Origin of the sequence: Psychrobacillus sp. OK032 (assembly GCF_900111345.1) — a bacterium.
In the GTDB taxonomy this organism is placed as follows: Bacteria; Bacillota; Bacilli; order Bacillales_A; family Planococcaceae; genus Psychrobacillus.
In genome coordinates this window covers 756,505-779,958 of the sequence record NZ_FOGY01000001.1, presented here as the reverse complement: position 1 = coordinate 779,958, position 23,454 = coordinate 756,505, and the positions used below count along the sequence as shown (strand labels likewise).

The 23,454-nt window shown below is 38.2% G+C and carries 17 protein-coding genes; 14 read left to right on the top strand and 3 right to left on the bottom strand.

Features of this window, described 5'->3' with window-relative positions; genetic code table 11:
• The first annotated feature begins 154 nt into the window (after nucleotides 1-154).
• The 9 genes from BMZ04_RS03580 to BMZ04_RS03540 all read left to right on the top strand — a co-directional run bounded on the left by BMZ04_RS03580 (nucleotide 155) and on the right by BMZ04_RS03540 (nucleotide 15,488).
• Nucleotides 155-1,690, top strand: coding sequence for a pectate lyase family protein (locus BMZ04_RS03580; protein WP_143128265.1), 1,536 nt, complete (start codon nucleotides 155-157; stop codon nucleotides 1,688-1,690).
• 294 nt (nucleotides 1,691-1,984) lie between these two features.
• Nucleotides 1,985-3,697, top strand: a complete 1,713-nt coding sequence (locus BMZ04_RS03575) for a peptide ABC transporter substrate-binding protein (protein ID WP_093265507.1) — start codon at nucleotides 1,985-1,987, stop codon at nucleotides 3,695-3,697.
• A 531-nt stretch (nucleotides 3,698-4,228) separates the two neighbouring features.
• Nucleotides 4,229-5,794, top strand: coding sequence for an ABC transporter substrate-binding protein (locus tag BMZ04_RS03570; RefSeq protein ID WP_093265385.1), 1,566 nt, complete (start codon nucleotides 4,229-4,231; stop codon nucleotides 5,792-5,794).
• 43 nt (nucleotides 5,795-5,837) lie between these two features.
• Nucleotides 5,838-6,758 (top strand): ABC transporter permease, encoded by a 921-nt coding sequence (locus BMZ04_RS03565; RefSeq protein ID WP_143128264.1) that lies wholly within the window; start codon nucleotides 5,838-5,840, stop codon nucleotides 6,756-6,758.
• Nucleotides 6,759-6,826: 68 nt separating this feature from the next.
• On the top strand, nucleotides 6,827-7,681 hold the full coding sequence (locus tag BMZ04_RS03560; protein ID WP_369802622.1) for an ABC transporter permease: 855 nt from the start codon (nucleotides 6,827-6,829) through the stop codon (nucleotides 7,679-7,681).
• A 13-nt stretch (nucleotides 7,682-7,694) separates the two neighbouring features.
• Nucleotides 7,695-8,588, top strand: coding sequence for a serine hydrolase (locus BMZ04_RS03555; protein WP_093265379.1), 894 nt, complete (start codon nucleotides 7,695-7,697; stop codon nucleotides 8,586-8,588).
• A 41-nt stretch (nucleotides 8,589-8,629) separates the two neighbouring features.
• Complete coding sequence (locus BMZ04_RS03550; protein WP_093265376.1) at nucleotides 8,630-9,616, top strand: ABC transporter ATP-binding protein; 987 nt, start codon at nucleotides 8,630-8,632, stop codon at nucleotides 9,614-9,616.
• The gene (locus BMZ04_RS03545) at nucleotides 9,613-10,608 is read left to right on the top strand and encodes an ABC transporter ATP-binding protein (RefSeq protein WP_093265373.1); all 996 of its coding nucleotides are present in this window, start codon (nucleotides 9,613-9,615) and stop codon (nucleotides 10,606-10,608) included. The genes BMZ04_RS03550 and BMZ04_RS03545 overlap by 4 nt, the downstream gene beginning before the upstream one ends.
• Nucleotides 10,609-11,606: 998 nt before the next feature.
• Nucleotides 11,607-15,488, top strand: coding sequence for a S8 family serine peptidase (locus tag BMZ04_RS03540; RefSeq protein WP_255367778.1), 3,882 nt, complete (start codon nucleotides 11,607-11,609; stop codon nucleotides 15,486-15,488).
• A 160-nt stretch (nucleotides 15,489-15,648) separates the two neighbouring features.
• On the opposite strand, the gene BMZ04_RS03535 is transcribed toward BMZ04_RS03540, so the two are convergent.
• Nucleotides 15,649-17,250, bottom strand: a complete 1,602-nt coding sequence (locus tag BMZ04_RS03535; RefSeq protein ID WP_093265370.1) for an NlpC/P60 family protein — start codon at nucleotides 17,248-17,250, stop codon at nucleotides 15,649-15,651.
• 212 nt (nucleotides 17,251-17,462) lie between these two features.
• Between BMZ04_RS03535 and BMZ04_RS03530 the strand changes: the two genes are divergently transcribed.
• Both BMZ04_RS03530 and BMZ04_RS03525 read left to right on the top strand, forming a co-directional pair.
• On the top strand, nucleotides 17,463-17,924 hold the full coding sequence (locus BMZ04_RS03530) for a competence protein ComK (protein ID WP_093265368.1): 462 nt from the start codon (nucleotides 17,463-17,465) through the stop codon (nucleotides 17,922-17,924).
• Between the two features lie 323 nt (nucleotides 17,925-18,247).
• The gene (locus BMZ04_RS03525; protein ID WP_093265365.1) at nucleotides 18,248-18,730 is read left to right on the top strand and encodes a sigma-70 family RNA polymerase sigma factor; all 483 of its coding nucleotides are present in this window, start codon (nucleotides 18,248-18,250) and stop codon (nucleotides 18,728-18,730) included.
• Nucleotides 18,731-19,052: 322 nt separating this feature from the next.
• On the opposite strand, the gene BMZ04_RS03520 is transcribed toward BMZ04_RS03525, so the two are convergent.
• The gene (locus BMZ04_RS03520) at nucleotides 19,053-19,715 is read right to left on the bottom strand and encodes a hypothetical protein (RefSeq protein WP_093265362.1); all 663 of its coding nucleotides are present in this window, start codon (nucleotides 19,713-19,715) and stop codon (nucleotides 19,053-19,055) included.
• 518 nt (nucleotides 19,716-20,233) lie between these two features.
• Here BMZ04_RS03520 and BMZ04_RS03515 point away from each other — a divergent pair.
• Both BMZ04_RS03515 and BMZ04_RS03510 read left to right on the top strand, forming a co-directional pair.
• A complete protein-coding gene (locus BMZ04_RS03515; RefSeq protein WP_093265359.1) occupies nucleotides 20,234-20,416 on the top strand; it encodes a hypothetical protein in 183 nt (60 codons plus the stop codon).
• Between the two features lie 197 nt (nucleotides 20,417-20,613).
• A complete protein-coding gene (locus tag BMZ04_RS03510) occupies nucleotides 20,614-21,675 on the top strand; it encodes a YecA family protein (protein ID WP_177184306.1) in 1,062 nt (353 codons plus the stop codon).
• 50 nt (nucleotides 21,676-21,725) lie between these two features.
• Here BMZ04_RS03510 and BMZ04_RS03505 read toward each other — a convergent pair whose 3' ends face one another.
• Entirely contained in the window at nucleotides 21,726-21,980 is a 255-nt protein-coding gene (locus BMZ04_RS03505; RefSeq protein ID WP_093265353.1) for a hypothetical protein, read from the bottom strand.
• Between the two features lie 175 nt (nucleotides 21,981-22,155).
• On the opposite strand from BMZ04_RS03505, the gene BMZ04_RS03500 reads away from it, so the two are divergent.
• Nucleotides 22,156-23,373 carry a hypothetical protein gene (locus tag BMZ04_RS03500; RefSeq protein WP_093265350.1) on the top strand — a complete coding sequence of 406 codons (1,218 nt, stop codon included), beginning with the start codon at nucleotides 22,156-22,158 and terminating at the stop codon, nucleotides 23,371-23,373.
• Nucleotides 23,374-23,454 lie beyond the last annotated feature (81 nt).

The following is a 23,454-nucleotide window of genomic DNA, read 5'->3' as shown; positions in this document are numbered from 1 at the left end:
ATTTATACAATTAAGTATAAAGGAAGTGATTTAGTAAGAGGAAAACTGCTCAATCTTATTTGTAGAAAACTGCTCACTTTATTTTAGCGTTTACACGGAAGACATAAAAATCGTAAGTTTGCACCATTGGGGTATCGGAATCATATCGTTTTTAATGAGTTTTATATTACTGTTGTATATCTCAAATGTTGAAAGTAGTTTAGCGGCGGAAAATACGCAATCTATGCAAGTTTCTGGATACATCGATTTAAATAACTTTGGGGCTGTTGGTGATGGAAAAACGGATGATACGGAAGCATTTAAGCAAGCTGCACAACAAGAAGGAATTATTAGATTAGAGCCAGGAAAGATTTATTTGATTAGTAGCACGATAAAAATCGATTTAACTAATATCAAAGGGATTCAAGCAAATAATGCAAAGATTCTTTTGAGTGGAGATTTTGCTGCTTTTCATTTAAAAGGAAACAAAACGAATGGTGGTGCTGAACCTCTTTCAAATGTCGGTTTGGAACAAGAACTTTCACCAGTGATTGAACAACTTCATGTCTACTCTAATAATCATGAAGGAACAGCATTAATTTTAGATGGCACATTTGGGGTAAACATATCCAAGTCCCATTTTTACAAACTAAAAAAGGGTATTGAGGTTATTAACAGAAATAGAAACGTGATCATTACGGAAAATCATTTGTGGGATATAGCTGAATATGGAATTCATTATAATAATGTAAATCTACACCAGAGTATCATTACGAATAACCATATATCCTATGCAAAGATTGCAATGTTCTTCGAAAACGGTGATGTGCATAACATTCAAATCAATAGTAACGACATTGAAGTTGGGTACTCAATCAATAACAATACGCAAAGCGCCATTCAAGTCGTATGTGACAAACCAGATACACAGTTTTCACAAGCACAAATTGTGGGGAATTCAATCGAAGATCATTTTCTAGCTAAAGAAGGTATTATTTACTTTTATTCAAAAGTATTTGATCCTTCAGCTATCAGTTCAGATAAAGCACCTTATATAGGCATGATTGAACTGCTGGGAAATGAATTTTCTGGTGCCTCCAAAGCATTAGTTCTAGACAATATCCATGACCTAACAGTAAATGGAAATACTTTTAAACTTATAACAGAAGCCTTTATCTCTATTTATACAGGAGCTGAAGGTATTAATATTTCAGGTAATACTTTTTCAGGTAGAGTAGGGAAGAACTATGGAGGAAAGGTATTAAGCGTCGAGGGAGGTAAAGCAGGAGTTGATTCAGCACTGAGATTCCTAAACTTTAATAATAATACTGCATACAATTTATCAGATAATCCCATTAGTATAAAAGGAAAAGAGGGAGTTAAGGACGATTTTAAAGTGTCCGAATTGAGTATTAGTAATAATATTTTCAGTTCATCTTCTAGGACAGGTGATTCAGTCAATTTAACTGGTTATATGATTGATATAAATGTATCTAATATAAGCGGCGTTTCTATTAATTCTAATATTATTACTGGTGGGCGGATAAACGAAAATGGCTTAAGACTGTCTGCTCAAAGTTACAGTAACATGATTGTCAAAGATAATATCATTAGTGGGCTAATTGCAAGAAAAGGTTCTACACCAATCATTTTTAGCATACCAAAAAGTGATGGAAAATCGATTATAGTAAAGGATAATATTCCGATGTAGAAGGTTTCTTCTTGTGGAAGATAGAAATAACAAAGCAGTATCCATGTATTAATATATACATGGATACTGCTTTTATTGTCTTTGTGGAAGAGACAACTTCGAACATAAGCTTTCTGCCAATATTCGTCATTATTTTTGCAAATATTTTAGTATCTTATCACAGAAATAATATGAAAATGTATAAAATTTTTTAACTATTCCGAAATAACTTACAACAATTTAGTAGATTCATGTATAATAGAAAGAGAAATAATTATTTATTATTTCAAGAAAGTAAAAAGGTGGATGTTTATGATGAAAAACAATTTATTTTGGCTTTTAGGAATGATTTTGGTCCTAGGTATCTTTCTAGCAGCTTGCGGCGAGGGGGACAACGCCGAGACTTCTGTGGATACAAAAGACGCAGAACAAGCGGAAGGTACAGACGAGGCAACAAGCGAAAAGCTCGATGAAGAACAAGTGTTAAATTTAGTAGAGCGTGCAGAGATTCCTTCTGTGGACTCGGTTCTTGCGGATGATGCTGTTTCTTTCAATGTACTAAACAATATTGCGGAAGGATTGTTCCGCTTAGACCAAGACAATGTAGCGGTTCCTGCTATGGCTGAAAGCGAGCCTGAGGTTAGTGAAGACGGTATAACTTATACATTTAAATTACGTGATGCTAAATGGTCAGATGGTACTCCTGTTACTGCGCACGACTTTGTGTTTGCGTGGCAGCGTGCGGTTGACCCGGCTACCGGATCGACCTATGGACCTTATATGATGACTGGCATTATTAAAAATGCAACAGAAATTTCTCAAGGCTCGATGGATAAATCGGAACTGGGAGTAGAGGCGAAGGATGACAAAACGTTAGTAGTTACACTAGAACGTCCAGTCCCTTATTTTATATCTCTTATGGCATTTGGAACGTTTTATCCTCAAAATGAAGCGTACGTAATGGCACAAGGCGAGAACTATGCTGTAAACTCTGATAATTTATTATCCAATGGTCCGTTTATCCTGACAAACTGGGATGGAACTGGTCTATCTTGGTCAATGGAAAAAAATCCGGAGTATTGGGATGCAGAGACGGTAAAGCTTGATACAATCAACGTAGATGTAATTAAAGAACCAGGTACATCCGTTAACTTGTATAATAATGGAGAAAAAGATCGTGTTACGCTCACTGGAGAATACGCGATGCAATATACAGATGATGTAGAAGTGGAACAAGTTTTGAAACCGACTGTCTACTATTTAAAACTCAATCAAGAACGAAATGGGGAAAAGACACCACTTTCCAATGTGAAGTTACGACAAGCACTGGCAATGTCTTTCAACAAGCAAGATATGGTTGATGTTGTTCTTGCAAACGGTTCTATTCGAGCAGACTTCCTTGTACCAACTGGTTTTGCATTCGATGAAAACAAACAGGATTTCCGTGAAGTAAACGGGGACATGCTTCCATTCAATGCAGAAGAAGCCGCAAAATTATGGGAAGAGGGCATGAAAGAGGAAGGCCTGACTGAGGTGACATTCGAATATATTACTGGTGATACCGAGCTTTCCAAAAATTTAGATGCTTACTTAAAATCACAGATGGAGTCAAACCTTAAAGGGCTTACACTTAAAATAAAGAGCCTTCCATTCAATGTTAAATTAGATTTAGATGCTGCTCAAGATTATGATATTCAGAGCACTGGATGGGCACCTGACTTCCAGGATCCGGTTACATTCTTGGACCTGTTCCAATCCGAGTCATCTCAAAACAATATGTCATTCTCTAATGAAAAATTCGATAAGCTTCTAGATCAAGCAAAAGGTGAATTTGCACTAGATCCTACAGCACGTTGGCAAGCATTAGCAGAAGCTGAAAAAGTTGTAGTTGAAGAAGAGGCATCTATTGTCAATTTATATCAAACAGGTTCTATGTCGTTACAAAAACCTTATGTGCATGGTATTGTTGCACACCCGTTTACTGGAGATTATAGCTACAAGTGGGCTTATATTTCTGGGAAAGAATAAAATAATGTACTAATATGAAGCTAGGGTATCCGGTTCTGGAGAAATTTGAACCGGGTACCCTTTTATTAGTTATGTCCCTGCGCTAGACATAACTCCAAAACATTTATGAATGGACGCATTTTCAGCACCATTCGAATACCTGTAGAACTTTGTAACCAAATTGTGTCTGACACAGGGACGCATTGTAAGGGAAGTACAATGAAACAAAGACAACAAAGGCCTTTTCGTGTGGCATTTAGTGTCGTATACCTGAGTTGGAAACAGTTTAGAATTACTTGTTAACTTAGTACCCTAGATTAGAACGTGGAATAAGGTAAGTCTCTTAATCGAGAAATCGATTGAGGGGCTTTTCTTTTTGTGTTCGATAGTGTCCCTGCGTAAGAAACGATTCAGAATCGTGTCTTACACAGGGACCAGAATTGCGCATAACTCTAAAGTGTCACGAATATAGTAGTTTACGATACTAAAATTTCTTTGGGACAAGCAAGTCTTTACAACAGTTGAATAAAAAATACTGGGGGTCATTTATTCATGAACAGGAAACGATATGTAATTTTTATTGCGTTAATTGTCTTCATGCTAATCGTATCTGGATGTAATCGCTCAAAGGATTCAGGTGTTAACAAAGGCAATGATCGAGAAATTGTAGTTGGTTTGGTTTCGGAGCCAGACTCTGTGGATATCCATCGAACATCTTCGACGGGTGAAGCGAATATACCGCTATATGATACATTGTTAAAACAAGATAATGACGGCAATATTGTTCCGAATCTTATCACAGATTATGAAGTGATAGGGGATGGGAAAGAAGTTATTTTCAATTTGAAAGAAGATGCGGTATTCCATTCGGGAAAACCGGTTAATGCGGAGGCTGTAAAGTTATCTTTTGAACGATTAGTTTCGTCTTCACCGTTTAGTACGAATGCGGGAGATATAGATAGTATCGAAGTTTTAAGTGACTACTCTTTTAAAATCACATGGAAGGATCAATTTGCACCGTTTTTCATTAATGCAACGACTCCATTTTTAGCGCCCTTGGATGTTTCTGTTTTGAATGCGAAGGGGGAAGGATTTGAGAAAAATCCTAGTGGATCTGGTCCGTTAAAGCTAGTGAAAGTTAATAGAGGAGATTCACTTGTTTATGAGCCTTACAAGAATTTTGATTGGAGAGGTCAACCTGGTTTTGATAGTGTGAAGTTTCGATTCATTCCGGATGAAGAGACAAGAATTTTAGAATTTAAGAAAGGGAATGTGCATGTCTTGTTAGACGTTCCATATCAATATATTGAAGATCTTGAGAAAGATTCAGAAGTAACTATTAAGAGAGTGCAAAGCGACACATTAAGTTACTTGGGATGGAATAATAAGCAACCTATTTTCCAAGATGTAAAAGTAAGACAAGCTATTGCACTTGCGATTGATCGAGAATCAATTATACAAAATACATTAAATGGCGAGGCGCAAGCGGTATTTGGTCCATTACCAAAAACAGTATTTGGATACAGTGAAAAAATTGAGACAATGGCTCGGGAAAAATATACAAGAGATATTGAAGCAGCGAAAAAGCTGTTATCCGAAGCTGGATGGAATGAGACGAATAAAGATGGAGTCGTGATGAAAGATGGTAAGGAATTTTCAGTAGACTTATGGGTGGATGATGATCCAGCCAATCAAAGAGCGGCGCAAGTCATACAAAATCAGTTGATGGAAATAGGAATGAAAATCACCATTTCAGTGAAAGAAGCCGCAACGATTATTGAACAAACACCAAAGGGAGCGCATGAGATGCTACTTTGGAGCTACGGTTGGCCAGATGCAGATGTATTGAATTTTTTACTCTTCGGTAAAGATAAATCCAAAAGATTACATTATGAAAATGAGAAAATATATAGCATTTTGGACAAAGCTGCTATTGAAATGAAACAAGATGCTCGCTCAAAGCTCTATGAAGAAGCACAAGAAATGTTAGTGGAAGAATCTCCTTTTATACCATTGTACGTAAAAGAAAATGTCACTGCGATCCGCAACTTTGAAAGTTTTGAAATACATCCTATTAACAATACGATAGATTGGCCTAGTGTGAAAGTAAGCAAATAAGTAAGTAATTGGCCATATAATCCAAAGCAGAGGAGGCGTTTACTTGTCATCCTATTTATTCAAAAGAATATTCACTATGATCATAACTATATTTGGAGTATCTGTGCTAGTTTTCATAATTATTCATTTGATTCCCGGTAATCCTGTAAATCATATATTGGGAGATTTTGCTACGGAGGAATCTATTAAGGAATTGGAGATGAGATTAGGGCTGGACCGCCCTATTCTTGTCCAATATTTTTCTTATATGTTCCAAGCGTTCCAAGGCGATCTTGGAACTTCATATATAACAGGCTATACCGTGGTGGAAGAAATATTAAATCGTATTCCTATTACAGCTCAATTAGCGTTATATAGTATTATTTTTGGTTCTATTACTGGAATTATCATTGGTGTAATAGCTGCAGTGAAAAAAAATACTATATACGATCAACTTGCAATGGTTCTTGCTCTAATTGGAATATCCGCTCCTGGCTTTTGGATTGCTTTGTTTTTAATACTTCTATTTTCGTATCAACTGAACATTTTCCCGATTTCTGGATATGATGGATTTTACTCGCTCATACTGCCCTCCATCACTTTAGGGTTAGGCACTGCAGGTAGTATTGCTCGGATGACTAGGTCGAGCATGCTGGATGTGATTAAACAGGATTATATCCGCACTGCTAGAGCAAAGGGAGCAGGTACTTATCGATTGATATTTAGGCATAGTTTACAAAATGCCATCATACCTGTAGTGACCCTAATCGGTATGCAATTTGGCTATTTAATGGCGGGAGCAGTTGTTACTGAGACAGTGTTTGCGCTTCCTGGACTTGGAAGTTTAATTGTGTCCGCGATTTCAACCCGTGATATTCCGACTGTACAAGGATTGCTCTTATTTATGGCGGCAATGATTATCATCGTAAACTTTGTAATTGATCTTTTGTATACAAAACTGGATCCTCGCATTCAATACGAATAACTAACTGGAGCTAGAGGGGAGAGATTATACTGGGAAACAATCCTACTTCACTTGTTTATCCGGATCCAATTGAACTCGAAACTAATACACAATCTTCTGTAGCGAATTTCTTTAAAAAAATGAAGAAAAATAAGGGTGCTGTAGTTGGAGCCATGATTCTACTCTTTTTTATCATAACTTCTGCTTTAGCACCAGTTATTGCTCCATATCCAATCAATGAAATGAATTTTGAAGATAGTTTACAAGGCCCGAGCATGGCACATTGGTTAGGTACAGATGAATTTGGAAGAGATATTTGGACGCGAATGTTGTACGGGGGACGGGTCTCCTTACTAATGGGGCTATTTGCAGTGACGCTTTCGGGTACAATCGGCGTAATTTTAGGTGTATTAGCAGGGTATTATCGCAAATTAGATATTTACATTATGCAATTTATCGATATATTGATGACGTTTCCCTCGTTGCTTATGGCGATAGCTATTGTTGCAGTTCTTGGAGTCGGATTAACGAATGCCATGATAGCGGTAGCTATTTCTGTAGTCCCATCATTCGTACGAGTTGTAAGAGGTTCAGTGCTGTCTATTCGAGAAACAGAGTATGTGGAAGCATCCAGAGCAATTGGAGTGAAAAACTGGAAAATAATTTGCAAGCATATTTTGCCGAATGTTGCTTCTCCTATCATTATTTTAGCAACTTTAGAATTTGGTGGTTCCATATTATCTGCAGCCGCGCTTAGCTTTCTTGGCCTTGGTGCACAGCCTCCCAACCCAGAGTGGGGTGCGCTTGTCTTCGTCGGGAAGTCATTTTTAAGTCAGGCATGGTGGATGACCTTGTTTCCGGGACTTGCCATTATGTTAGTAGTATTAGGATTTAATTTATTGGGGGATGGACTACGGGATGCTTTAGATCCTCGATCAAAATAAAAGGAGAGATTATATGACACTTCAACAAAGAATCGAATCTTATATTCATGACATTGATGCTACATTTGGTATTTATATAAAACATTTGGGGACGCAAGAGGAAGTAAATATCCAAGGAAATCAATTATTTCAGATGGCCAGTGTGTTTAAAGTTCCGATTTTAGCTACTTTGTATGAAAAGGTTAATAACGGCGAAATTAATTTACATGAACGAATTCGATTAAACGAAGAAGATTATGTGCCGGGATCCGGCGTATTTCAAGAAATGCAATACGGGATAGAACCGACTATAAAAGACTTGGCCACGATGATGATAATCGTTAGTGATAATTTAGCTACAGATAAAGTGCTGAGTATAGTTGGTGGAGCTGATCATGTTCAGGAAAGAATGCATCAAATGGGATTGAATGATATTTATATTAAACACACTTGTTGGGAGCTTTTAAGTTTAAGTGCCGGTATACCATCCCAACCGTATAGATTAGAACTTTTTGATGAGATTATTAGACGTTTAATAGAAGGTGAGTACGATTGGAATAGTATTGTATTTCAAAATAGCACAGGGAATAATGTAAGCTCTGCTAAAGATATGAGTCTATTATTGGAAAAGATAGCATTAGATGAATTCATCTCCCCGGATTGTTCAAGAGAGATTCGAGAAATTCTATTCAAACAGCATTTTCAGCAGCGTATAGGTGGTTTATTGCCAAGAAATAAAAAAGTGGCGAACAAAACCGGCAGCTTAGGGACCATGTACAACGATGCCGGTATCGTTTACTTACCAGATAACAAAGGGGAATTTGTCATTACTGTCTATTCCACAGGCAGTTCTTTAGAGTACAAAGGTGACGAACCAATCGCTCGTATCGCTGAAATCGCCTATCAGTATTTTATGGAGGCTGAATAAAGACAACTCGTTTCATCCACTAAGCACTAGGAGGTAGACCATTGACAATCGAATTAATAAAAGTCGAGAATATCAATATTTCCTTTCAAGATGATGAAGCGGGTACAATCTCAGCTGTTAGGGATCTATCTTTTCATATAAATGAAGGAGAAACAGTGGGATTAGTCGGTGAATCAGGTTGTGGTAAAAGCGTGACAGCCCTTTCCCTAATGGGTTTAATAGAGAAGGGCACTAGTTTCACAGAGGGAGAAATAATGTTTGAAGGGAAAGATATTAATTTATTTTCCGAAAAAAAGATGCGTGCTATTCGTGGAAATAAAATATCCATGATCTTTCAAGAACCAATGACTTCCCTCAATCCAGTGCATAAAATCGGCAAGCAAATTAGTGAAGTACTTCATCTACACGGATTTGCCAATAAGAAAAATAGCAAAGAAAAAACAATTGAAATACTAAAAAAAGTAGGTATTCCAAGGGCAGAGAGCATTGTCGATGAATATCCACATCAGTTATCTGGGGGAATGAGACAAAGAATCATGATAGCAATGGCTATGGCTTGTAATCCCAAACTGCTCATTGCGGATGAACCAACGACGGCATTAGATGTGACCATTCAAGCTCAAATATTAGATTTAATGAATACGTTACAGGAAGAATACGGTACTTCTATCCTATTAATAACTCATGATTTAGGGGTAATCTCAGAAATGGCGGATCGAGTAATCGTCATGTACTATGGGCAAATTGTGGAGCAAGCAGATGTACGAACTCTTTTTAAACAACCAAAACATCCATACACGATTGGTCTGTTAAATTCTATCCCGGATATCGATAGTGTAAATGAGGACAGGCTAACTCCTATAGAGGGAAACGTGCCAAGTCTAGGTGTTATTAAAACAGGTTGTCCATTTCGTTCTCGATGTCAGCATGCTCACGAAAAATGTCACGAGAAAAATCCACCATTATTTAAACGGGACTCCCAATTTGTTAGATGCTGGTTGTATGAGAACCAGGGGGTGCCAGTTTGAATCAGCCACTACTAAGTGTGAAGAATTTAAAGACCTATTTTCCTATAAAGAAAAGCCTTTTTAATAAGCGTCATCATTTTGTGAAAGCAGTTGACGGTATCAGCTTTGAAGTAAACGAAGGAGAAACGCTTGGAATAGTAGGAGAAAGTGGCTGCGGTAAATCAACAATGGGAAGAAGTATCCTACGATTAATCGAACCGACAGAAGGATCAATTAAGTTCAAAGGAAATGAAGTGACAACATTAAAACAAACAGATTTACGAAAAATGCGAAAGGATATGCAAATCGTCTTCCAAGACCCCTATGCTTCACTTAATCCGAAAATGACCGTCGGAGCTATTCTTGGCGAGGCACTTGCAACCCATCAACTAGGACAAAGCGCTAAAGAAAGAAAAGAAAAGGTAAAAGAATTATTATCGAAAGTGGGCTTAAGTTCTAATCATATTGGGCGTTTTCCGCATGAATTCAGTGGAGGACAAAGACAACGCATTGGCATAGCTAGAGCGATTGCCGTAAACCCTTCCATAATAATTGCCGACGAACCAGTTTCCGCTTTAGACGTCTCTGTACAAGCGCAAATTTTAAACCTGTTTCAAGATCTAAAAGAAACATTGGGACTAACTTATATTTTTATAGCCCATGACTTGAGCGTAGTCAAACATGTAAGTGATCGAATCGGAGTGATGTATCTAGGGAAGATTGTGGAGCTGTCCGATAAAAAACAATTATTTCAACAACCACTTCATCCTTACACACAGGCACTTATGTCAGCGGTTCCTTCCCTCGACCCAGACATCAAAAAGGAACGAATTATATTAACTGGTGACCTACCAAGTCCCTCCAACCCGCCAACTGGTTGTGCATTTCATACCCGGTGCAAGTTTGGAAAGGCTGTATGTGTACATGTGATTCCTCGTGAGACGGAAGTAGCTCCAGGCCGGTTTGTCAAATGCCATATGTATGATAAGGAACACCGGGCGGATTTTTTTTGACCGCCTTTTTTTGTTTCTAGTTATTTAATAATTCACTTCATCTATAAAAGAAGGAATAGAGCAAGGTGCACTCCAAACCGAGGAAAAAATGGTCCTTACAATGCACAGAAAAGGAAACACAGCACTTTCAATAGCTGACTTAACAGATATTCCATTGGAAAGAGTAAAAAAATAATACAAGAATGAGCTCAATAAATCTAAAAAACAATCACATAACTATAGTTTAAGAAAAGGGCAGTTGGAATGTGTTTATTCAACTGCCCTTTTCTTTGTCCTGAGTAAGACACAATTCTAAAATAATCCAGAATAGGAGACAAAGACTTTTTGGTTTGTTTGCATTCTTATAAGATAAGCTTTCCTCCAACTTATATGCCCCTCCCAACATTCTGCATTATTCTTCAAAGTTTGACAAAGGGTCTACAAAATATTTGAAAATCCCTGTAAGACTTAATCATAAAAAGATGCTTAAATTGAGTCTTAGACAGGACGCATTTTTAATAAAAGAGAATTCTAGAATAGAATGTTTCTATGTAAGACCAAACTCCCGAAAATAAAAAAGAACTTCTTCCAACTTTGATACATATCACTCCAACTCTCCAGGAAAATCTTCCAAAATATGATAAACAACCATCAAAATAACTACTATTCACCTAATTTATCGAGAGGTTTTTAACTAGTATCTTCGGACTATACAAATTTTACAATAAAAATAAGTATGGCAAAAAGTATGAAGTAATATTATGATGTTATTATAATTTTCTGAATCTAATAAAATTTCAATAAAGTATTGTGAAAATTGTCTCTGTGTAAGATTCAACTATAAAAAAACACCATGAACTGACACATAGATAAAAAACAGTTCGAAATGATGAGAGTTACTTTCTATGTAACTCCCATCATTTTCACAGGAAGGAGCCGAAATAAAAATATTAGCAATAAAGTTGGACAAACTAATAGTTTCAAAGAGTAACTATCCGGGAGAAATGGGGGAATTATAATTGAGGAAAAAAACAGTAAATAAGTTATTTAGCCTATTTATGGTACTAGCTATGGTCTTTACGATGTTCAGTCCGGCTATAACAGCTTCTGCGAACACAGAAGTAAAACCATTTAAACAAAACATTCCAAGCGAAAGCACTATGCAATTAAAAGCAGCGGTCGCTGAACAGTTAGATTTAATAGATGGTGGACCGAAGCTACACAAAGAGTTACAAGACCTTTCAGGAAATCAAGAAGTTGCAGTTATCATTCATTTATCTGAAAGACCAGTGGCACTGGAAAAGGGAATCTACGAATTAAAAGGGAGATCTTTTTCAACGTCACAAGAAAATCAAGTAAGATCAAAAGTAAAAGCACAACAAACATCCGTACAAAAAGAATTGACGATAAAAAATATTACGATTAAAAAAGGTTATACATTCGATACAGTATTAAACGGTTTTGCAGCGGTTGTAAAAGCGAATGACCTTCCGAAACTACTTACTGTTCAAGGGATTACACTAGTAGAACCGGACACAATCGTTTATGCATCGGAAGAGCCACAAAAGTCTAAACCGACGAAACCTTCTACGATTAATAAAGATACAATCGTAGATGCAAAGATGAATACGAGTATTTCATTCCTAGGTATCGAACAACTTTGGAATGAAGGAATCGAAGGACAAGGCATCAAAGTTGCAGTACTTGATACTGGAATCGATGCAGATCATCCAGAATTCGCAAACATTTATAAAGGCGGAAAGAACTTTATTCCGAATTCATCCACTTACGCAAAAACTCGTGCAGATAACGATGCATCGGAAACATTGCCGTCAGAACGCCCAGCAGGAACGCCAGAATTTAATGCGACTGGAAGTTCATTCTATACTTCTCACGGTACCCATGTTGCAGGTACTATTGCTGCAATCGGTGCGAATGAGTACGGCATTAAAGGAATTGCACCTAAAGTAGATCTTTACGCTTATCGTGTGCTTGGGGCATATGGAAGTGGAGCTACTTCCGGTATCGTAAAAGCAATTGACACAGCTGTTATTGAAAACATGGATGTTATAAATCTATCACTTGGTGGCGGTGCTAACACAGAAACAGATAGCGGATCATTTGCGATCAATAATGCAATGATGGCTGGTACAATTTCTGTAATTGCTACGGGTAATTCCGGTCCTAACCGTGGGACAATGGGAACTCCAGCTACAGCTCGATTAGGTATCGCAGTCGGTAACACAACTAATCCGGAAACAATGTACAACGGGCAAGTGAATGTTACAGTTGGTGATTATAATCTAACAAAACAATTACAGTTAATGGGTACTACTTTTGGTCAAGATTTAGCAACACAACTTCAAGGTGAATTTGACTTAGTAGCAGTTCCTGGAAACGGCGAAGCAAAAGATTATCAAGGAATCGATGTGAACGGCAAAGTTGCATTGATCTCTCGTGGTGGCATTGCATTTGTCGATAAAATTGCCTATGCGAAAGAACATGGAGCAGTTGCAACGATTATTCATAACTTTGCAGGCGGTACGAATGCACCAAATCCATCTGGAACATTTCTAGGTGACTCGTTTGCATTTATTCCAACATACGACTTGTCCCAAACAGATGGGGATGCAATTCGTGCAGCGTTAAATGCGGGAGAAGGAAAAGTTTCCTTTGGTAATTTTAACTCCACAGCAACTGTTGGAGATGAAGTAAATAACTCTAGTTCACGTGGACCTTCTACACCCAACTTTGACATTAAGCCAGATGTAAGTGCACCAGGTACGAATATTATGTCGACCATTCCAATGTACAAAACAGATTTCCCAGATGCGGTTTACAATGAAGCATATGATCGCAAAACGGGAACATCGATGGCTACACCACATATCGCAGGGATTGCAGCTCTTGTTAAACAAGCAAACCCTGATTGGAATGCATTCGATGTAAAAGTTGCACTTTCCAATACAGCTAAAGTGCTGAACAAATCTAAATACGATGTATTCGCGCAAGGTGCAGGACGAGTAAATGCATATGCAGCAGCTCATCCAAATACACTTGCTTATGCAGTTGATCAAGCAGTACAAGATGGAAGTGGAGCGATTGTTGAAAACTTAAAAGGGACGGTTACATTTGGTCCGCAATCATTAAAAGAAAATCTCTCCGTTACAAAACAAATTCTAGTAAAAGATATGAAGGGTACGAGAGGGGCTTATGAAGTAACAGTTGATACGACAAAAACTTTTGGTGATGCCAAAGTGACGGTTGATAAACCAACATTCACGTTGAACGGCGAGCAACTGTTAAATGTTACGTTGACTGCCTCTAAAGCTACAGCACCAAACGGCTCTGAAATACTAGGGTATATCAACATTAATGGCGGCGGTTCTGAAATTTCATTGCCATTCGCAGCTGATTTTGGTGGAGTTACTGCAACAGAAATTAAAGATATGAAAATTTCAGGAACGGACCTTTCCTTTAATGGAGATGGTGTGAAAGATTCAGCAGTGCTTTCATTCACATTGACAGGGGACGTAACAACTAACTATATCGAACTTTGGGACATCATGAATCCTGAAGGTGGAGAGTATGGAGACGGCTATATTGGCTACCTGCATGCAGGCTCCTCACTTGGAAAAGGATCATATAATCTAAACGTAGCTGGACAATACAAACCGTGGGGCAGTGCGCCTGCAACAACGATTCCAGATGGTCTATACACAATTGACTTTACAGCACTTGCTACTTCAGGCGTAGTTAGTGACTACGTTGGACCAGTTGTCGTGAAAACAACTGAACCAGAAATTACAGGTACAGTTACAGATGGAGTGGCAACTGGGCAAGTAACGGATAAGTATATTGAATATAATGAAGAATTATATTTGTACGGTTTAGAGTTTGACTTAAATGAAAAGTTGAACGCTTCATATATTGCGACTGTTAACGGGGAAACAGCAGATGCAGTGCCATTCGACTTGGCGCAAGACGGATCGTTTTCATTCCCAATAACAGCGGGCACAGATTCCGTGACTGTTGTAATTGAAGATGCAGCGGGCAATGTAGGCGAAGCATTAATCTTTGAAGGGGAGGCACCAGTAGTAACACTTGCTGTTAACCCTACAGAACTAGATTTAGCGACAGGAGAAACAGCGCAACTTGCTGTTACAGAAACATCCACGCCAGCAGAAGGAGAAGCAACGGATAAAGATGTAACTGCAGCAGCTACGTATGTAGTAGCAGACGAATCCGTTGCAACAGTTACGAACGGATTAGTAACAGCTGTAGCAGAAGGATCCACAACAATCACCATCACGCACGGTGAAAATAGCGTGATTGTCAACGTAACCGTAACAGCTTCAGAAGTTATTATACCAGGCGTAATTTTAACTGCTGATCAAACACAAATTGACCTAGTACCAGGAGAAAAAGCACAACTAACAATCAAAGAAATAACGACAACAGCAGATGGAAAAATAACTGAAAAAGACGTAACTAAATCTACTAAATATAAAGTAGCATCAAGTAAAGTGGCATCTGTGAAAAATGGTTTAGTAACAGCGGAAAAAGCAGGAACGACAACAATTACCGCTACTTATGGTAAAAATCAAGTAACTATAAATGTAACGGTTACAGAACCAGAAGTAACACTAACGGCAGATCAAACACAATTGGATCTGGCAAAAGGGACACAAGCACAACTAACGATAAAAGAAGTAACGACGGCAGCAGATGGAACAACAACAGAAAAAGATGTGACGAAAGATGCTAAGTATAAAGTAGAAAATAAGAAAGTAGCTTCTGTAAAAAAAGGTGTAGTGAAAGGAGAAGCTCCGGGAAGTACAACTATAACTGCTGAGTATGATAAAAAAGAAGTAGTGATTAACGTTACTGTTGGAGAATAAGTTGTGAGAAACAGCTGGGCAAAATGCCTAGCTGTTTCTTTTTTTGCATTTTTTGATGTAAGACACAATTCAGAGTTGTATCTTACACGAGGACCAAAAAGGGGAAGAAACAAAAAAACACGAACCCAACAAGTTGAGTTCGTGTGTATCTATCTTCTATCTATTTATCTAGGTATCTCCGAGCCCCAGAGTAGTTTCGTTTATAAACCCCAGCTGATATAGATTCGATTTTCACCTTGTCGGATGCGTTTGGTGCGTGGAGCATCTTGCCATCTCCGATATATAGTCCTACATGATACACTTTTCCTTTTCCTCCGTTACCTGCAAAAAATACGAGATCACCAGGTTGTAAGTTGCTCTTAGAGACGGGTGTTCCTTTCGTTGCTTGGTAAAACGAGTCACGAGGAATGAGAATCCCATGGTTTTTATACACAGAGTAAATAATGCCGGAACAGTCAAACCCAAAGGAGGATGTACCTGCCCAAAGATAAGGAAGTCCTAAGAACATCTTGGCGCTATTCACAATATCCTTTTGTGTTGGTTTTGGAACTGCCGCGTAATTTTTGTGTACTTTCGCATCTTTTTTAGGCAAATACTTGACGCCGTTTTGTGGAGTAAGTACATGTAGCCATTCTCCTTCTTCTTTAATGACGGGAAGGATTGTTGTATAGCTGATATCTATATATTTATTCTTTTTATTTGTATCACTATATAGAGTAGAAGATTTTGCATTCACTATAGCGATTGAACAATCAGTCGTATCCGTTGCTGTTTCGAATAAATGCGATGTAGGAACCCAACCAGGATAACCTTCTTTTTGATAAGGAACGTATTGGTCTTTGACTGCTATTTTGGACCATTTTCCGCTTTTTTGTAAGACGACGACTTCATCTCCGAACAACGCTTGCGTATCCGTTTTATCTACAAGCCACCATTTTTGTTTAAGATTCATAGTTTTCATCCATTTAGAAATATCTACTGGAGTAGAAATAGAAGGACGATCAACGGCTCTATCTATGCCAGGTTTGTGCCAAAGAGATGTAACTTGAACGTTCACTTTTACTGTTTTTGCCTTGCTTGGCTTTTCGCAAGAAGCAGGAACGGTTGGAACTGTTGGTGTACTTGGAGCAGGTGCTGGTGCAGGCGGTGCTTTTATTCGGAAATCTGGATTTATTGCCCGCGCAATAAATACGGCAAAATCTGATTTCGTGATGTTAGCTAAAGGTTTAAATGTATTGTCTGGATAACCAGTTGCGATATTCATTGCTTGCAGCGTACTAATTGCTTCTGTAACCCAATAAGTTGGTGACACATCGACAAATGGCGTTTTCGATGCCCCTTTTAGATCAAAAGACCTTACGATAAATACAGCAGCTTCTCCTCTAGTGAAAGGGGCATCTGGATTGAATGCTCCATTTTCATCGGCTATCATGATCCCACTGTTTGCAATGGTTGCCATGACTGGGAAGCTTACGTGATCAGGAGTAACATCTGTAAAATTCGGATTTACCGGACTCGATGTATCAAGGCCAAGAGACTTCACGATCATTTCTGCCGCTTCTAAACGAGTGATCTCCGCATCCACTCCGAAAGTTCGTCCCGGGCCACCGGTTATGATGCCTTTTGAAGCTAAAAAATCTAGTTCCGCTTTCGCTGGGTGATCATCCCCAACGTCCTTATATAGCGGTGCTGCAGAGGCATTACTAAAGCTAGAAAATAAAAGAATAATAAAAGCAAAAAATACGATGAATCTTCTTAACATTCCACTGACTCTCCCTTTATTCTGATAGTTACATAAATATAGTATAGACTACTTTTACATCCTTGCGTACTAACTGTTCTGAATAATTCGTTGCATATAGAGTGTGGATCAAAAGATTCAAGTAATTTATTATTATTTGTCAATTTCGACTATACATAGTTTTGTATATTTGATAATATGTAGAAGAAAGGGGAGAAAAGGAGGATATTGGTTTGTTAGAAAAGGATTCTATAATTATCAATCGAAGGGTACTAGCAGTTGAATCGGTTTTTACGAATGGCTACAAATCGAAAATCACAACAACAAATGGAATTCATTATTCCAAAATGTCTGTACTGGAGTTACTTAACTATGCTTGCATGCGGTATGCTTCTACTTTAGAGGGACGTATGAAAGCAACTAGAGAAATCCTGGATTACTATCAGAAAACGCCGGTTCTCATTAAACCAAATGAGTTTGGCGCATTTCCAACACTATCATACAAAAATATAGAGTGTGTTTGGATTTTTAATCATCACTTCTCCGTAAACGAGTTAGGTAATGGAAAATCGCAAATCGTATTTGATAACGGAATTCACATGACAGTAAAAGCTTCCAAAAATGTATTACTAAAACAACAACAACGATTACACACAGCGATGAATATATTTAGCAAAATGGAGAATTCAGAGTAAAAAAACTCAAATTTAATATCTCCTGATCAAAGCTAAAAAGGAAAGCGGTTGAAGAAAATCTTCTGTCGCTTTTTTTGTGTTAAAAATTATTTACCTCCGCCCTAACTCTATATTGTTGCCTAAATGTCGCTATGTGAGAAAAAATGTTGATTTGTATCAGTATTATATCTTTCATAGCGACAAATTAATAACTTCCCCCAACCAAACATGTCGTTTCTTGCCACCAAACTGTGCATACGCCCATTAGTACGTTCCCTAAAATCCATATATCCTATACCTACCTAGGAATAACCGAATCGTGCACGAGTCAAAAGGAACGCACAGTGAGCACTTTTGAAGAAGTACTGCCGCAATACGAACCAATGATTTCCGCCTGCATTCGCAAATTGCATATTTACAAAAACCACGAACTTTATAGACAAGCCGGAAGAATTGCCTTATGGAAAGCATGGGTGAAGTTCGATGAAACAAAAGGGGATTTCACACCGTATGCCTATCGGTGCATATACGGAGCAATGCTGGATGAGCTAAAAAAGGAAAAGCACCAGGAAGACTACATCGATGTGGTAGAAGATGAAAAACTAACCCTTCTACTAGAAAAGTCGCTTGTCACAAGCTTCATCCACGAAGATTTAGGAATGGCTTTAGAAAGCTTAACCGAAAATGAACGGGAACTGCTACTCTGGATTTTTGTCGAAGGAATCTCACTTCAACAAGCAGCAACACGCGCAGGAATTACAATACCCGGCATTAAAAAAAGACGAGAACGATTACTACAAAAACTGAGAGAAAAACTGACCAGATAATCAGAAAAAGCTATGTAGAGAAGTGACATCTCTACATAGCTTTATTGTTACTAATCAGTATCATCGTTATATCCAATAAATGGTTGAATGAGACATAATCTACTGTGAACACGACAAACTAGCCTCGAACGCGACAAAGACTATGCCGAACGTTACAAAACTACTATTGAAAGCGACAAAGAGCAAAAGCAGCCGTCTGTTTTATGCATTTCCCCTAAAGCAGCGGTGGTGGTTCATCTCTCACCCCGCGGAAAGCGTCCGCCTGAAGCGTAAATCCCAGCGGACATATAAATAGAAGCTTTTTAAGCTACTTATAATTCATTCATATCAAATAAATCATACGATCCAAATAAGTACCTAACATCGTCCCAGCCAAAATAGTCAACAAAATCAAAAATAACAAAACAAACACCAAAATATATAGAATAAAACCATACAAAGGATCTAACCCCGGTACCTTTTTAGTCGCTAAAAAACTAACCAAATACAGCGGCAATACAAACAAACCAAATACAAAACTAACAACCAACACAAGCTGCCCATATGTAAATGATTGAATAACCATTAACAAAAATGCAACCCCAACACTCACCACAACGGGAGACAATTGACCTCCATAAAAACTAATAATAGTCTTCAACGAATTCGGCGAACCAAAAAAGTTGTTCGGAATAAACAGTGCAAATACCGCAATCCCAAATAGCAAGAAGACTAGCAACATAATCTGAAAGAAAAAAGGAAAAAAGCCTAAAGACTCCCCAAAATAATTCCGATTAACAACTAAATATAAAGAAACAGTGTACACGATGGCAAACAAAAGAATGCTAATTAGACCATTCGAAAAATCCTTTTCTCCTTGTTCAAATGCCCGCGAAGGGTTTTTAAATTGCTGCACAAAATAAGTTCTATAGACTTTGGACTTCTCTTTGATCTTCTCTATACGAATATTCGGTTCAGCCTGTTGAACAGAAGATCTTTTTTTCACTTCAACACTCGGTTCTTCTAATTTTTCTCCGCATATACCACAAAAGTTTCCGATGGCTTGTTCGTGACCACAATTAGAACATACGATACGAAATTCCTCCTGCGTTCTTTTTATCCCGCCTTAACGGGCAGAAACCCCCTACTTAAATGAAGCTTCACTTTATATAAATGGTATGAGATGGAAGGGACTAATATTCCTATTATAGTCACGTCCCTGTGCTATCCCGTTCTTGTGTCAGACACAAGGAAGCTTCCAAGGGAAATTGCATAAGACAGATTAACTGAATTTGCACTTTGTCGCTTTCAGTAGTAGCTTAGTAGCGTTCGGCATAGTCTTTGTCGCATTCAAAGCTAGTTTGTCGTCTTCACAGCAGATTATGTCTCGTTCAACCACATATTGGATATAAGGACGATACTTATAAGTTAGCAAATTCCCATGATTGGAGCGAAAGGCGGACTCCAGCGGGAGGCCATCAGGATGATGGTCACGAAGGCGTTGAGGCCCACAGGATGTGGGTCATGCAATCGTTGCCGCAGGAAGCGGCGAACTTAGATTGCCTTCCTTTTGATGTGGCGCTCTTAGCCTTCGTTCCTCTGGTGAGACAGATGAACCATCACAACGAACGCGAAGCGGCGGTGATGGCACATCACTCACCCCGCGGAAAGCGTACGCCCGAAGCGGAAATCCCAGCAGCCACTTAATAGAGCTTTTTAATGTGCACATTCCGATATTGCCTAAAATATTCCTATATGTCTCGTTCAATTGTATTTAACCCAGGGAAGCATCCCCAGGATTATTCAGAATAAAGTCGAACTTTGCTGAATGTTAGAACATTATAAGAATAGTTTGCAACACTAGTATACTAAGCTATATGATAGGTAAAAAAGGCGGGATATTAATGACTATAGGACGCAATAACCCATGTCCATGTGGCAGTGGAAAAAAATATAAAAAGTGCCACGGCGGCAAAGAAGTCGTATCGATTCAGCAAGTGGTCGACAACGAATTAAATTCGATCATCAAAAACTTTTACTCTGAATATCCAGAACGAAAAGATATACATGAGCTTCGTATGCTACTGGGCAAATGGAATTCGAGGTTAAGAGGATTTTGGCCACCAAATCGAATCGAGCAGCAACTGGTAGATTACTATTTACTTCTACAAAAGCAAGACATCTGGAAGAAGTATGTAGAAAAACAATTGCAAAAAACGGTTCGTCCTTCAGTCATTCAAGTGCTTGAGAAGTGGACAAGCCCTATGATGATTATTGGCGAAGTATTAGAGACGCAACAGCAAGGGTTTGTTCAATTGAAGGAAATAGTAGATGGCAATGTGTATGAACTAGATACATTAGGCGGAGATTCAAAAGCTAGCGTAGGAAGTTATGTGGTAGGCATCGTGTTACCGGATAGCCGTAGAGGGTCTAATGCCATAATGGTTCTTTCAGGAGTTGCATTCCTGCCGAGTAAGATTTCGAATGGTTTGGAGCAAGTAAAACAACTTGCCGAAGAAAGCAACCTGGATACACAAGTATTTTACAGAGAACATATGCTGGACTGCCTAACGTTCATCCATGAAAGTGAAACAAGCGATCATAACATACCGGAAATCGAACACGAAAACAAGAAACTCGAGAGTGACATCGACGAGCAAAAAGACACTAACATGACAGAAAAACAAACGGAAATGTTAGTAGCATTGGAAGAAATGATGAACGAAAAAGCGATAAATAACGATCGACTTATCCATATTTACCGTTCCTACTTAACAGAATGTGCTCCAAACCCACGAAAAGCGGGAGCTGTAGCAGCAGGTGCTATCCGTTTTGCAAAAGAACGTTTATCTGCTGAAGAATTCCCATGGACGAATAAAGAAATAGCGGCCATGTTCGAAGTATCCACGTCGACGGTTCAAAAGTATTTTGAAGAAATAGACGCATTTTCAGCTGTCCCCGTGTAAGAAGAAACTCGAGAACTACGGCTAAATTGTTCCTCACACAGGGAACATTTTTAGCCTCTCATTTTTGGATCCAAGAATTTATGGAAAACTATTTTCTTCGAATTTACTAGTTCTTGTTTTGCTAAGTTAGGAGAATAAAAAATAGTAGATCCTAATGCAAGCTTGTCCGCCTCAGCATCATAATCGATAACCGAAATATTCCATCTTCCTGAATTTTTGAGTTTTTCAATCAACTCACTAGTCCACATGTCCACTCCTAAAATGACATGCTGCGTTTTACCTTTTTTCCCTAGACGTTGATACATTATTCTCCCTCTTTCTTTCTTGCGTTATCTTTAATTTATCATATCATTTTTGGCGCTACTGGAAAACCAATCCAATAAAAAAGTTGAATACTTTCCAGTTAAATAGTAATATTGAATTGTCTAAATATATCGCAAACTATTGAGCGATTATTTAAAAAGAAGGAGGAGGAGAAATATGAGTAAACGTTTTATCAAGCAAACGACAGCAGCAGTATTATTAACAACATCGGTATTATCATTTTCATCCGCTGCACTAGGGGCGACAAATTCATCGGTGGACCAATCGGTGAATAAGGTGAAAGCAGAACTGAGCAAAGCGACGACACATTATGTGAATCCGTCACTAAATGGGAAACTAGCACCAAGTAGCACGCTATACCCTGCGTTAAATAGCGCGAAGAAAAACTATCAACTTACTAGAAGTGCAGTAGTATCTTCTAAACTATCTACTGCGCAAAAAAATGCGAAGTTGAAAGAGATTGATACGCTTTACAACGAAAAAGTTTCAGGAGGATTAGTACCATATATTGATGCATATAACTATGCAACAAAATATTTAGTGCCAATTATGAATGAAATCGCAGCGGCGCAAGAAAGAAATGACTTTGCAGCTGTGGAAAAAGGTTATCACAAATTATCGTACCAACTAAAAGGTAGAACAGCGATTTTATACCGTTTCTCTGGTAAAGCAGCTCGTGATCTTCTACTGGAAGAGTACAAAAAGCCAGCAGATGCAAAACGTAATGAATTAATGGTACCTGTAACAATCACTATGAAAATTACAGAGATTAACGATTTATTGAAAGCTGGTAAAAAAGTAGAAGCTAAAGCTGAGTTTGCAGAAATTGAAGCTCTATTACACCGTCTTCCAAATGCTTCAACAAACAAATTCGTTGCTGCATTGTTAGCGGAAGTGGCTAAAGTGAAAGCTGCTGTTGGCGATACTTCACCAGTAACTCCGGTTACTCCACCAGTATCAGGCGGTGGCGGAGATGATACGCCTTCTAATCCATCTCAACAACAAATTTTAGATACAAAAGTTGCAGCTTTTGTAACTTTGCTTAATACAACACAATCAGATAAAGCAACAGCTGTATCGGATGGTGCTAATTCTTTCACTGTTACATTGAAAAAAGATTTAAAACCTGAAGATTTTGTTTCTTATTTAGGAAAAGGATTCTATTCAAAATTTGTTAGTGAACTAGGCGTAACAAAAGTAAATGGACATGCTCCAACATCACAGGAAGCTGTTCAATATCTAACAAATCAAGTACCTGCAAAAGTGGATTCACTTGCTGATTTAGATGGTGAGACAATCACACTTCCTGTAACTGTAAATAATGGCTCTGCATTAAACGTTGATTTTAAAGTTACATTTATATTTCAAAAGTAATACACAAATCCCTTCACATTTTTAACATGTGAAGGGGTTTTCTACATTATCTGACATTATTCTCTACTCTTCTATTATTCT

Coding starts and splice junctions, on each gene's coding strand:
- BMZ04_RS03580 (WP_143128265.1), top strand. CDS start 155: ATGAGTTTTATATTACTGTTGTATATCTCAAATGTTGAAAGTAGTTTA.
- BMZ04_RS03575 (WP_093265507.1), top strand. CDS start 1,985: ATGAAAAACAATTTATTTTGGCTTTTAGGAATGATTTTGGTCCTAGGT.
- BMZ04_RS03570 (WP_093265385.1), top strand. CDS start 4,229: ATGAACAGGAAACGATATGTAATTTTTATTGCGTTAATTGTCTTCATG.
- BMZ04_RS03555 (WP_093265379.1), top strand. CDS start 7,695: ATGACACTTCAACAAAGAATCGAATCTTATATTCATGACATTGATGCT.
- BMZ04_RS03535 (WP_093265370.1), bottom strand. CDS start 17,250: ATGTTAAGAAGATTCATCGTATTTTTTGCTTTTATTATTCTTTTATTT.
- BMZ04_RS03515 (WP_093265359.1), top strand. CDS start 20,234: ATGCAATCGTTGCCGCAGGAAGCGGCGAACTTAGATTGCCTTCCTTTT.
- BMZ04_RS03510 (WP_177184306.1), top strand. CDS start 20,614: ATGACTATAGGACGCAATAACCCATGTCCATGTGGCAGTGGAAAAAAA.
- BMZ04_RS03505 (WP_093265353.1), bottom strand. CDS start 21,980: ATGTATCAACGTCTAGGGAAAAAAGGTAAAACGCAGCATGTCATTTTA.
- BMZ04_RS03500 (WP_093265350.1), top strand. CDS start 22,156: ATGAGTAAACGTTTTATCAAGCAAACGACAGCAGCAGTATTATTAACA.